Origin of the sequence: Mycobacterium sp., from assembly GCF_039583785.1 — a bacterium.
Taxonomy (GTDB): Bacteria; Actinomycetota; Actinomycetes; order Mycobacteriales; family Mycobacteriaceae; genus Mycobacterium.
In genome coordinates this window covers 16,662-29,195 of sequence record NZ_JAVKSG010000046.1, presented here as the reverse complement: position 1 = coordinate 29,195, position 12,534 = coordinate 16,662, and the positions used below count along the sequence as shown (strand labels likewise).

General features: G+C 66.2%; 10 protein-coding genes. 4 read left to right on the top strand and 6 right to left on the bottom strand.

Translation table 11 applies throughout. The features are described from left to right. Positions 1-279: 279 nt before the first annotated feature. Both tyrS and ABDV69_RS14350 read right to left on the bottom strand, forming a co-directional pair. The gene (tyrS, locus tag ABDV69_RS14355; protein ID WP_343575466.1) at positions 280-1,554 is read right to left on the bottom strand and encodes a tyrosine--tRNA ligase; all 1,275 of its coding nucleotides are present in this window, start codon (positions 1,552-1,554) and stop codon (positions 280-282) included. Between the two features lie 53 nt (positions 1,555-1,607). After that, positions 1,608-2,219 (bottom strand): DNA-3-methyladenine glycosylase, encoded by a 612-nt coding sequence (locus ABDV69_RS14350; RefSeq protein WP_343575464.1) that lies wholly within the window; start codon positions 2,217-2,219, stop codon positions 1,608-1,610. Positions 2,220-2,278: 59 nt separating this feature from the next. Here ABDV69_RS14350 and ABDV69_RS14345 point away from each other — a divergent pair, with 59 nt between their 5' ends. The 3 genes from ABDV69_RS14345 to ABDV69_RS14335 are packed head-to-tail and all read left to right on the top strand — an operon-like array spanning position 2,279 to position 4,409. Next, positions 2,279-3,031: an ABC transporter ATP-binding protein gene (locus ABDV69_RS14345; RefSeq protein WP_343575462.1), complete on the top strand. Its 753-nt coding sequence runs from the start codon at positions 2,279-2,281 to the stop codon at positions 3,029-3,031. Positions 3,032-3,045: 14 nt separating this feature from the next. Further along, positions 3,046-3,795 carry an ABC transporter permease gene (locus tag ABDV69_RS14340; RefSeq protein WP_343575471.1) on the top strand — a complete coding sequence of 250 codons (750 nt, stop codon included), beginning with the start codon at positions 3,046-3,048 and terminating at the stop codon, positions 3,793-3,795. Continuing rightward, entirely contained in the window at positions 3,792-4,409 is a 618-nt protein-coding gene (locus ABDV69_RS14335; protein WP_343575461.1) for a TetR family transcriptional regulator, read from the top strand. Before ABDV69_RS14340 ends, ABDV69_RS14335 begins: the two co-directional genes overlap by 4 nt. Here ABDV69_RS14335 and ABDV69_RS14330 read toward each other — a convergent pair. Together ABDV69_RS14330 and ABDV69_RS14325 are read right to left on the bottom strand one after the other, a co-directional pair. Next, on the bottom strand, positions 4,375-4,587 hold the full coding sequence (locus ABDV69_RS14330) for a Trm112 family protein (protein WP_343575460.1): 213 nt from the start codon (positions 4,585-4,587) through the stop codon (positions 4,375-4,377). The two genes, ABDV69_RS14335 and ABDV69_RS14330, sit on opposite strands and share 35 nt — an antisense overlap. Positions 4,588-4,601: 14 nt before the next feature. Further along, the gene (locus ABDV69_RS14325) at positions 4,602-7,571 is read right to left on the bottom strand and encodes an acyl-CoA synthetase (protein WP_343575458.1); all 2,970 of its coding nucleotides are present in this window, start codon (positions 7,569-7,571) and stop codon (positions 4,602-4,604) included. Positions 7,572-7,750: 179 nt separating this feature from the next. On the opposite strand from ABDV69_RS14325, the gene ABDV69_RS14320 reads away from it, so the two are divergent. Further along, the gene (locus ABDV69_RS14320; protein ID WP_343575455.1) at positions 7,751-9,529 is read left to right on the top strand and encodes an ABC-F family ATP-binding cassette domain-containing protein; all 1,779 of its coding nucleotides are present in this window, start codon (positions 7,751-7,753) and stop codon (positions 9,527-9,529) included. 311 nt (positions 9,530-9,840) lie between these two features. Here the strand turns inward: ABDV69_RS14320 and argH are convergent, their stop codons facing one another. Further along, entirely contained in the window at positions 9,841-11,253 is a 1,413-nt protein-coding gene (argH, locus tag ABDV69_RS14315; protein WP_343575453.1) for an argininosuccinate lyase, read from the bottom strand. Positions 11,254-11,335: 82 nt separating this feature from the next. Then, on the bottom strand, positions 11,336-12,532 hold the full coding sequence (locus ABDV69_RS14310; RefSeq protein ID WP_343575450.1) for an argininosuccinate synthase: 1,197 nt from the start codon (positions 12,530-12,532) through the stop codon (positions 11,336-11,338). Positions 12,533-12,534: the final 2 nt, after the last annotated feature.

The following is a 12,534-nucleotide window of genomic DNA, read 5'->3' as shown; positions in this document are numbered from 1 at the left end:
AAAACAGGAGGCATGACAAAAAAACAACAACAAAAACAAAACCACCAAACACACTATTGAGTTCTCAAACAACACCCCCACCGACCGCGCAACGACCCGCGGCTCAAAGCCGCTGACTCGTTCTGCGGACGTCGAAGGAACTCCACCGAAGCGGAATGTCCCCCTGGGATGCCGCCGCGCTCTCCGGACTGGCCGGGTCGCAGCGACTCGACTAAGTTACGTGACAGAAAACTGAGAGTCAAATAGCCTGCTAGACGGCATTTTTGGCCCGTCTCAAGGTCAACCGAGACGCTCGACCCCGGCGATGTTCCGCTTGCCGCGCCGCAGAACGAGCCACCGTCCGTGCAGGAAGTCGGCTGGCCGTGGCGACCACGCCTCGTTGTCGATCTTGGTGTTGTTGACGTACACCCCGCCCTCGGCGATCGTGCGGCGCGCGGCTCCCTTGCTGGGCACCAGGCCGCTGGCGACGAGTAGATCGGCGATCCCGTCCGGCGTTCCCGGCTTGAGCTCGGCGATCGACGTCTCCGACAGCGCCGCCCGCAGCGTGGCGTCGTCGAGACGGGTCAACTCACCTCGGCCGAATAACGCCCCGCTGGCGTGCTCGACCGCCTCGGTCGCCTGTTCACCGTGCACGAGCGTGGTGAGTTCGCGGGCCAATCGGCGTTGGGCCGTACGCTGCTGGGGCCGATCGACGGTGGCCGCCTCCAGTTCAGCCAGTTCGTCCGCCGAGAGGAAGGTGAACCAGCGCAGGTAGCGGACGACGTCGGCGTCGGCGGTGTTGACGAAGTACTGGTACCAGGCATAGGGAGTGGTCAGCTCGGGATCCAGCCACAGATTGCCGCCGCCCGTGGATTTCCCGAACTTCGTCCCGTCGGCGGCGGTCACCAGCGGGACCGTCAGCGCATGCGCGGAAACGGCCAGCTTTTGGCGCAGCAACCGGACGCCGGCGATGATGTTGCCCCACTGATCCGATCCGCCGATTTGCAGCACGCACTGATGACGCCGGTGCAACTCGACGAAGTCGTTGGCCTGCAACAGCATGTAGCTGAACTCGGTGTAGGAGATGCCCTCGCCCGCCAGGCGGCGTTTGACGGTGTCGCGGTCCAGCATGACGTTCACCGAGAAATGTTTGCCGACATCGCGCAGCAGTTCGATCGCCGACATCGCACCGGTCCACTCCAGGTTGTTCTCGACGATGGCGCCGGTCGGCGAGCTGTCGAAGTCGACGAATCGCTCGAGCTGTCCACGGATCCGAGCGGTCCATTCCTGCACGGTCTCGGTGGTGTTGAGCACCCGCTCACCGGTGTCGCGGGGGTCCCCGATCAGGCCGGTGGCGCCGCCGGCCAGGACGATGGGCCGGTGGCCGGCCCGCTGAAAGCGACGCAGCGCCAGCAGCGGCACCAGGTGCCCGGCGTGCAGGCTGGGCGCGGTGGGGTCGAAGCCGGCGTAGAGCGTGAGCGGGCCCTTGGCGGCTTCTGCGGTCAGCGCGTCGAGATCGGTGGACTGTGCAATCAGCCCACGCCAGTCCAGCTCTTCGATGATTTCAGCGGCCACGGTCTCCCATCTTCGCGCACGAGCGTTGCGCCTTGCCGGTGGGCGCGCTCGACTCAGTCGCTGGCACCGGGCGCGGGTGCGCGTGGACTGCGCCGGTAAGCCGACACCTCCGCTCGGCCCGGCAGCCACAGCCGCCATGGTCGATCGGCCGCCTGGCTGACCCCGACCCGCGGGCCGGACTTCGCATCGCCGGCCTCGTTCAGTTCGAGGCGAATCGGGCTGTTCGCATCGAACAGGTGAATGCCGTTGTCGGCCATCGTGATTCCGACGGCCGCGCAGAGGTTTCCCGGACCGCGAGCCAACGCCCGGGGTCGGATCGCCGCGCCGCGCCGAGACTGGGCGACGTCGAGCCCGGTGTCGACGGCCGCGGCGCGCAGCAGGACCGCCGCCGCGGTCCCGTCGGTGGCACACACCACGTTCGCGCAGACGTGGATGCCGTGGCTGAGGTAGGCGTAGAGCCGGCCGGGCGGGCCGAACATCACCGCGCTACGCCCGGTCAGACCGCGGTAGGAGTGCGCCGCGGCGTCCGGCCAGGGCCCATCGGGAACGCCGCCATAGGCCTCCACCTCGACGATCGTTGCGCTGACGCCACGACCGATAAGGGCGGCGCCGAGAAGTCGGTGCGCGGCCTCGAGCGGGTCGACCGCAAGTTGGTCAGCGCCCACCGCACCGATTGTGCCCGCGCCTCTTGACCGTCCGATCGGCCGGGGTGAATATTCATCAGATGATGACTTCATCAAGCGGTGAATTATCGCTTAACCGCCACGAGGCGGCGATCGACATCAACAACCTGCGGGTCGTTCGCGGCAAGCGTCCGGCGCTGGATGACTTCTCGGTCCGGGTGGCCCGTGGCAGCATCACCGGCATGCTGGGTGCGTCCGGCTGCGGAAAGACCACCTTGATCCGTTGCATTGTCGGCACCCAACAGATCGCGTCGGGCACCGTGCAGGTGCTCGGACTGCCCGCGGGATCTGCTGCGCTGCGTCGTCGGATCGGCTACGTCCCGCAGGATCCGACGATCTACGACGACCTGCGCGTCATCGACAACGTGCGGTATTTCGCGTCGCTGTACGGCGTCGACGGCCACGCGGCCGAATCCGCGGTGCAGCGAGTCGGCCTCAGCGATCACGACACGGTCTGCTGCGGCAACCTGTCCGGTGGTCAGCGAACCCGGGTGTCGTTGGCGTGTGCGCTGGTCTGCGAACCGGAACTGCTGGTTCTCGACGAGCCGACGGTGGGGCTTGACCCGGTGCTGCGAGCCGATCTGTGGGAGCAGTTCGCCGAGTTGGCCCGCCGCGGGACCACGCTGCTGGTGTCCAGCCATGTGATGGACGAAGCCGACCACTGCGGCGACCTGTTGCTGATCCGGGACGGGCATCTGGTCGCGCACACCACCCCGATCCAACTACGAGAGGACACCGGATGCCGGTCGCTGGAGGACGCGTTTCTGTCCATCATCACGCGCCAAGCCAGTTAGGCGTTCACCGTCAACTGAAACCGTTCGGCGCCACCACGTTTCGAATCCTTCGCCAGCTAGCAGCCGACCCTCGCAGCATCGCGATGATCCTGTTCGTACCGGTCCTGGTGATCACGCTGATGTATTTCATGTTCGAGAATGCCCCGTATCGTCCGGGCGCGCCAACGCCATTCGACAATGCGTGTTTGATTCTGCTGGGCCTGTTTCCGCTGTTCGTGATGTTCGTCATCACCTCGATCACCATGCAGCGGGAGCGGGCGCGGGGAACGCTGGAGCGCATCTTGACCACCCCGTTGCGTCGGCTCGATCTGCTGATCGCTTACGGCACAGCATTTTCGATCGCCGCCGCCGTGCAGGCCACGCTGGCTTGTGGGGTCTCGTTCTGGTTGCTCGGCTTCCACACCGCGGGCAATCCGTTGTGGGTGTTCGTGATCGCGATCATCAACGCGGTGCTCGGTGTCGGGCTGGGCCTGCTGTTTAGTGCGTTCGCGCGGACCGAATTTCAGGCCGTGCAGTTCGTCCCGCTGGTGATGGTGCCGCAACTGCTGCTGGCCGGCATCATCGCCCCGCGCGCGATGATGCCGGCCTGGCTGGAATGGATCAGCAACGTGCTGCCGGCCAGCTATGCGCTGGAGGCACTGCAACAGGTGGGCGCACACACCGAGCTGACCGGGGTGGCGGTCCGCGACATTTCGATCGTGCTGGGCTTCGCGCTCGCGGCGCTGTGCCTGGCCGCCGCGACTTTGCGCCGCCAGACGCCATGACCAACTCCGGCCGCAAAAGACCGGGCCGGCCCGCCGGCAACTCGAACACCCGAGAGCGCATCCTGGCCGGCGCCCGAGAGTTGTTCGCCCGCAATGGCATCAGCAACACCTCGATCCGAGCGGTGGCCGCGGCGGCCGATGTCGACTCGGCGTTGGTGCACCATTATTTCGGCACCAAGGAACAACTGTTCGCCGCTGCCATCCACATCCCGATCGATCCGATGGTCGTGATCGGCCAATTGCGCGAGACGCCCGTCGAAGAACTCGGCCACCGGATTCCGTCAATATTGTTGGCGCTGTCGGACTCCGCGGTTGGTGCAAGCTTCATCGCCACGCTGCGGTCGATCTTGGCGGGCACAGAGGTGAACCTGTTCCAGACCTTCATTCAGGACGTCATCGGAGCCGAAGTGGGCCCCCGGATCGACAGCCCGCCCGGCAGCGGAATCATCCGCATCCAGTTCGTCGCCTCGCAACTGGTGGGCGTCGTCATGGCGCGCTACATCCTGGAACTGGAGCCCTTCGCGTCGCTGCCCGCACAGCAGATCGCGGACATCATCGCGCCCAACCTGCAGCACTACCTCACTGGGGACTTGCCGGAGTTCGTCTCGCGATGAGGCGCGCATGCTCGTCGTCGCTCACCTCGACCGCCTCGTCGACCAGCAACACCGGGATGCCGTCTTCGATGCGGTAGGCCCGGCGGAGCCGCGGGTTGTACAGCTGCTGATCCACCAACATCAGCGGGCCCCGATCGGACGGGCAGACCAGGATGCCCAGCAGAGTCTCGTCAATCATGTTGGCTCCATATGTTATTGCGCACCTGACAACTCCGCGCGCGCCGGTCCGGTCAACCGCCGGAACTGATTGGCGTCGGCGTCGAACACCCAGGCGTGTCGTCCCGCCTTGGGGATCCCGGCGGCACGCAACGCGCTGACCGTCGGACGATAGGTCGCGCTCAGCGTCATCTGCGGTACGACGTGCACGATGTCGGGTCCCAGTCCGAACGGCATGGCGGCGACGGCTTCGGTGATATCCGCGGCCGTGATCGAGGCGCCCGGACGCGTCGTCAACGCCGTCACCGCGACCTGGCGGCCGTCCAGCGCAACGCCGTAGGTCACCGCGAGATCGACCGCCGGGATGAGCCCGAGCGCGTCGGTAACCGGTTCGCAGAACACGATGCCGCGTGCGGTGTGCACGGTCGACCCGCGCCGGCCCACCAGCCAGAAGTCGCCGTCGGTGTCGCGGCGGAACAGATACTCGGTGGAGATCCAGGTGTCGGCGGGACCGAAGACGCCGCGCTTCACCGAAGCGGTCGGGTCGATCGGTCCGCGCGGTTCGGCCAGCAGCAAGCCGACTTCGTTGGCCTCCGGGATGCGGACCAGTCCGCTGTCGCTTTCCAGGATCAGATCATGTTCGGCGTCGTAAGCCCCCAACTCGGCGCGTCCGGCGCCGGGCAGCGGCCGGCCCTTGCTGCCGATCTTGACGCCGGAAACGTTGGCCAGTACGGCATGACCGTCGGTGGTCGCGAAAAACTCGACCACCCGCGCTGGCGCGAAGACGTCCGAGATCCGCTGCCACAGGCTGGTCGGCATACCCGACCCGATGAACAACCGGATCGGGTGGTGGCCGAGCAAGGCGAATTCCGGGTCGTCGATGACGTCGCGCAGCATCGCCCACGTGTAGGAGACCACGGTGACGCCGTATTGGTGCACCTCGGCGGCGAATCCGTCTGGCGCCAGGCCGCGGGACAACGCAATCCGGGTCCCGCCGACCACGGCACCGCCGAGGCTCACCAGTAGCCCGGATTCGTGGTGCAGCGGAGTGAGGCAGTACAGGGTGTCGGTGCGCCCCAAGGCGGCCGCCGAGGCGGTACCGAACGCCGACAAGGCCCAGCGGTAGTTGGTGATCTGCTTGGCGACGAGTTGCCCACTCGCAGTGCTGAACCCGATGAACGCGATATCCCGCGCGTAGCCCGGGTTCGGCCGGTACCAGGCCGGGAATTCGACGGCGTCGGGGTCGATCTTCTCCATATCGATGACGTTGGCGTCATCGGACAGGTGCAGATCGCGGGACTCGCCGCCGCCGAGAACCAGGATCTGCACGGGCAATTGCCGGGCAGACTCCAGGTTGGTGGGGTCAGTGATGATTTCGCTCACTCCCCCAAGCCGGACCTCGGCGGCCAGGTCGACGTCCGGTTGCAAAAGCACCGCGACGGCCCCCAACCGCGACAGTGCGGCGATGGCGACAAGTGCGCTCGGCCGGGTTTCCATCAACACGCCGACGTGCTCGCCCTGGCGAATCCCGACTGCGATCAAGCCGCGAACGACGTTGTCGATGCGCTTGTTCACCGCCTCATAGGTGTGCACCCGGCCGTCGAAAAGTAGGAATTCTCCGTTGGGAGCATCGTGCGCCTGCTCACCGATGATCCGCCCCAGCGAGATCCGGGTGTGGTCGTTGATCTGGCCCAGCCGGGCCAATCGAGGCAGCGTCCGCACCGTCTCGATGGCAAGCGTTCGGATGGATTTGTTCGCGGCGAAAACAGCGTCGGCCGCTCCGCGAACAAGAGTCAGCGCCACCTCAGACGCCTCGCCGAGGCCATGCATCATCCGCAAACTGAAAGCGACGCCGCGGTCGTCCGATTCGGTTGGCTGATCCGCCATCGGGAAGACGTCGGTGGGTTTGTTCCCGTTGCCGGAAATCCACAGCGCCCAATCGGCGACAGTCGGCCACGACTCATGCGCTGCTCTGGACCCGACGACCAGGCCGAAATGACCTGTCCGGATGAGATATTCGTAGACCTCGGCGTTGGGCGCAGCGCGCCGGATGCCCCGCACCGCGGCGGGCTGACCGATGTCGTCGACCTCGCCGACGAAAGCCAGCACAGGACAGGTGATATCAGTCAGCGTCACCAACTGGCCGTTGATCGCGAAACCGCCGCTCATCATCCGGTTGTGCGCGACGAACTGCTTGAGCAGCTCGGAGATCGCCGGCCCGGACCAGGCGATCCAGCCTTCCGACTCCAGGAATCGGCGCTGGGCTTCGCGCGGCAACAACGCTTCGCGATTGTGCAGTTGGCGCACGAAATCAACCCGCGCTTTGGCGGTTTTGAGCGGGTCCAGCATCTGAAAGCCGGTACGCGCCAGCCACCCTGGAATATCGAGCCGGTTGAAGACGTGGTCGGCCATGAAATTGGCGATACCGGGAGCCAAGTTGGGCGGAAGGCCCATCGGCAGGGCCGCCAGGGTGTCGACCGGCGAGCCGAATGTGACGATGCTGGCGACGCTTTTCGAGCGCCGGTAGGCCGCTGCCTGGTAGCAGAACATGCCACCCTGCGAGTAGCCGGTGAGATGCACGTCTTGACCGGTGATATCGGTGATGACGTCCAGCGACTCGCTGAGCGCGACGATGTGATCCGCCAGAGTCCGGCGCATTCCACCTTCGATCTCGTCGGGTGAGCCGAAGTCGATGACCCAGGGATCCAGCCCGGCGGCGTGCAGGATGCCTACCGCGCCTTCCTCCCGAGTGACGTCGAACATGTTCGCCGACATCATCATCGGGTGCACCAGCAGTACCGGCGGGCCCGCCTGAGGATGCCCCGGGCGGCTGTCCGGCGGGTAGTAGCGCCGGAGCTTGTACATCGGCGTGCTCTCCACGACCTGTGACGGTGACGGAGAGTTGCCCGTTTCCAAGCCGCCGAGTCGCAACACTTCCAGGCCGTTCTGCGCTGTCGCGATCAGACGCTCGACCGGTCGAGTGACCGCCGAAAACTTCAGATCCATGCCGCCGCTCCCCTCGAACGAAGACCATCGTGTGCTGCGCGTGGGCCTGACAGCGTGCACATCATGGCATATCGCAGGGGGTGGGTCCGTTGCTTTCGGCACGGTGCCGGCCCGCCGATCAGCCTAGTCTTTCCGCCTCGCGACCCGCTCTGATGCGGCAGCCGTCTAGGGTTTGCACAGTGGCACACCTGCTGGGCGCCGAGGCCATCCACCTCGAATATCCGACTCGGGTCGTCTTCGATTCGACGACCGTCGGCGTCAGCGACGGCGACCGCATCGGCATCGTCGGGCGAAACGGGGACGGCAAGTCCAGTTTGCTGGGCCTGCTCACCGGACAGCTTCGCCCGCACGCCGGACGTGTCACCCGGCGCAGTGGAGTGCGTGTCGGAGCCCTGAGCCAGGCCGACACCCTCGAGTCGAGCAGCACGGTGCGATGGACGCTGGTCGGAGACCTGGCCGACCACGAGTGGGCCGGCGATCCGCGGATCCGCGATGTGGTCAGCGGCCTCGTGTCCGATATCACCTGGGACGCGGTGATCGGCACACTCAGTGGCGGACAGCGCCGCCGTGTCCAGTTGGCCGCTCTGCTGATCGGCGACTGGGACGTGATCGCGCTGGACGAGCCGACCAACCACCTCGACATCGAGGGCATCACCTGGCTGGCGACTCATCTGCGCGAGCGCTGGGCACGCAACACCGGCGGCCTGCTGCTGATCACCCACGACCGCTGGTTTCTCGACGAGGTGGCGACCACGACGTGGGAAGTGCACGACGGCCTCGTCGAGCCATTCGAAGGTGGCTACGCCGCGTACATCCTGCAGCGGGTCGAGCGGGATCGGTTGGCCGCCGTCGCTGAATCCAAGCGGCAGAACTTGATGCGTAAAGAATTGGCGTGGCTGCGCCGCGGTCCCCCGGCCCGCACGTCGAAACCCAAGTTTCGCATCGACGCGGCGAATCAGCTGATCGCCGATGTGCCGCCGCTGCGAAATACCGTCGAGTTGGCCAAGCTCGCCACCGCGCGACTCGGCAAGGACGTCATCGATCTGCTGGACGTGTCGGTCTCGTTCGCCGGGCGGCCTGTGCTGCGCGACGTGGAGTGGCGGATAGGCCCCGGCGAGCGCACCGGAATCGTCGGCGCCAACGGAGCCGGCAAGTCGACGCTGTTGGGCCTCATCACCGGTGCGATCCAGCCGGAGAAAGGAAGAGTCAAGCGCGGCAAGACAGTTCGGATTGGGATGCTCGACCAGCGCGGGGATGAGTTGGCTCCGTTGGCGGGCGAGCGGATCGCCGACGTATTGGGCCGGTTGCGTAGCGGCTACGAGGTCGATGGCCGGGACGTCACACCCGCCCAGTTGCTGGAGCGTCTCGGCTTCGCCGGCGGCCAACTCTCCGCCAGGGTCAGCGAGTTGTCCGGTGGGCAGCGGCGCCGGTTGCAGTTGATGCTCACGCTGCTGGCCGAGCCCAACGTGCTGTTGCTCGACGAGCCCAGCAACGATGTCGACACCGACATGCTCGCGGCCACCGAAGATCTCCTCGACTCGTGGCCGGGCGCGTTGATCGTGGTCTCGCACGACCGCTACCTCTTGGAGCGGGTGACCGATCAGCAGTACGCGATTCTCGATTGCCGGCTGCGGCACCTACCCGGGGGCATCGACGAGTACCTGCGACTAGCCGGGCAGCTGAACGCCCACCGCGTCGCTCCCGCCGCGGCCGGACCGTCGGACTCGCTGGAAATCTCCGGTGCCGAACTACGTACCGCGCAAAAAGAGCTCGCCGCCATCGACCGCAGGCTGGCACGACTCGCCGAGCAAATTGAAGCCAAGCACCACGAGCTTGCCGCGCACGACCAGTCCGACCACATCGGCATTGCCCGGCTCACTCAGCAATTACGCGATCTGGAGAGCGACGTTGCCGGCCAGGAGGACCGGTGGATGGAAGTTTCCGAAGTGTTCGGGTAAATGTCAGAATTTACGAAGCCATAATATTCAGCAAATTCTCTCCCGGGTAACCTTTGCGGCATCCGGGTCTCGATCGACGAGGTCAAGCTGGATCGTCAACTGATTGCCTCGATTCTGTTCGACCGGCGCGCTGCGACCATCGCGGGGTCGGTCATCGAGCTGGCTGAGGAATTCGACGTCGCCAGTGCCGCCACGTGGCGCCGAACATTCGGCTGCGATGTCGTGCAAGGCAACTATTCCAGCGGCCCGGTGCCGGCCGGCGAGATCCCGCAGGTTCCTTGGCTTCCCGCGCGCGATGCCCCTTCAGCCCTCTAACCGCTCAATCGCGCGCGAAGTCGCTCAGCGGTGGCAAGAACCGAATCACGTTGGCGGGCAACCTGCGAGGGCGCGGTACCGCCTCGGGCGTCCCGGGAGGCCACCGAACCCTCGATCGTCAGCACCTCACGAACCCGGGGGGTGAGCGCATCGCTGATCGCAGTCAGCTGATCGTCGGTGAGCTCCTCGAGCCCCACGCCGAGCTTTTCCGCCACCTGGACGGCGGCGCCGGCGGCCTCGTGCGCGTCCCGGAATGGCACGCCTTGCCGCACCAGCCATTCGGCGACGTCGGTGGCCAGCGTGTAGCCGGCCGGTGCCAGCGCCGCCATCCGCTCGACGTTGAATGTCAGGCTGCCGACCAGGCCGGCCATCGCCGGCAGCAGCAGTTCCAGCTGCGCCACCGAGTCGAACACCGGCTCCTTGTCCTCTTGCAGGTCGCGGTTATACGCCAGCGGCTGCGCCTTCAGCGTCGCCAACAACCCGGCCAGGTTGCCGATCAGCCGACCCGACTTGCCGCGAGCAAGCTCGGCGATGTCGGGATTCTTCTTCTGCGGCATGATCGAACTGCCCGTCGACCACGAATCGTGCAGGGTGACATAGCCGAATTCGGTTGAGCTCCAGATGATGATGTCTTCGGCAAGCCGCGACAGGTCGACGCCGATCATCGCGAAGACGAAAGCCGCCTCCGCGGCGAAATCCCGTGACGCCGTCGCGTCGACGGAGTTGTCGGCGGCCGCCGCGAAGCCCAGCTGCTCGGCGATCGCATCCGGATCCAGCCCCAGCGACGAACCGGCCAGCGCCCCAGAGCCATAGGGCGACATCGCTGTGCGTGCATCGAGGTCGACGATCCGGTCGACATCGCGCAGCAGCGGATGGGCGTGCGCCAGCAGATGGTGCGCCAGCAGGATCGGCTGGGCGGACTGCAAATGCGTCTTACCCGGCATGATGGCGTCCGGGTGCGCCGCGGCCTGGTCCGCGAGCGCGCCGACCAGGTCCAAGGCGCCGGCGGCCACCCGCCGCAGCGCGTCACGCAGCCACATCCGAAACAGCGTGGCCACCTGATCGTTTCGCGACCTGCCAGCCCGCAGCCGACCGCCAAGCTCGGGACCGACCCGGTCGATCAGCCCACGCTCCAGCGCGGCGTGCACGTCCTCGTCGGTGACCAGCGGTGTGAAGCTGCCGTCGGCGACGTCTTCGGCCAGGCTGTCCAGGCCGGCCAGCAACCCGTCACGCTGCTCGGTGGTCAACAGACCCGCGTTGAACAACACCACAGCGTGCGCCCTGGACGCGATGACGTCGTAGGGCGCCAGCACCCAGTCGAAATGGGTCGAGCGGCTCAGCGCGGTCAGCGCATCGGACGGGCCGGCGGCGAATCGCCCACCCCACAGCGAACCCTCGTTGGTGCTCACGATTTCTCCGCGAGCAGACGCAGAATCGCACCGGGATCGGGGCGTCGATGCGATTCTGCGTCTGCTCGGCGCAAATAAACCGTCACCCGAGATCCCGGCGGGCAGCGATCTTGGAGCTCAGCCCGTGGATCTGGACGAAACCGCGGGCCGCGGTCTGGTCGAAGGTGTCGCCCTCGTCGTAGGTGGCCAGGTTGAAGTCGTAGAGCGATTCGGCGCTGCGACGACCGTTGACGGCGATGTGCCCGCCGTGCAACACCATTCGGATCTCTCCGGTGACGTGTTCCTGAGTCTTGGCGACGAAGGTCTCCAGGGCCGCCTTCAGCGGCGAATACCACAGCCCGTCGTATACCAACTCCGACCAGCGCTGGTCGGTCTGACGCTTGAACCGCCCCAGCTCGCGCTCCAGGGTGACGTGCTCGAGTTCGGTGTGCGCGGTGATCAGAACCATTGCCCCTGGAGCTTCGTAGATTTCGCGGCTCTTGATACCCACCAGCCGGTCCTCGACGACGTCGAGGCGCCCGACGCCCTGTGCTCCGGCACGGCGGTTGAGCTCCTCGATGGCCTGCAGCACCGAAACGGGGTTGCCGTCGATGGTGACCGGCACGCCACGCTCGAAGCCGACGATGACTTCGTCGGGGACCCCCCAGTTGACTGTCGGGTCTTCGGTGTAGTCGTAGACGTCCTTGGTCGGCGCGTTCCAGAGGTGTTCCAGGAAGCCGGTTTCCACCGCCCGGCCCCACACGTTCTGGTCGATGGAGAACGGTGAGCGTTTGGTGACGTTGATCGGGATGTCGTTCACTTCGGCGAAGGCGATGGCCTTCTCGCGGGTCCACGCGTAATCGCGGACCGGTGCCAGGACCTGCAGATCCGGTGCCAGCGAGGCGAATCCGACCTCGAAACGGACCTGGTCGTTGCCTTTGCCGGTGCAGCCGTGCGCCACGATGCTGCCGCCGTGCTCGCGGGCCGCCGTAACCAGATGCTTGGCGATCAGCGGCCGGCTGATCGCCGACACCAGCGGGTAACGATCCATGTAGAGGGCGTTGGACAGGATGGTCGGCAGGCAGTAGCCGTCGGCGAATTCGTCGCGGGCATCGACCACGACGGCTTCCACCGCGCCGCAGTCCAGCGCCCGCTGACGCACCACCTCCATGTCCTCACCGCCCTGTCCGAGGTCGATCGCGACGGCGACCACCTCTCGGCCGGTCTCCTTGCCGATCCAGCTGATCGCCACCGAGGTGTCCAAACCGCCGGAATACGCCAAGATGACGCGCTCGGACATGA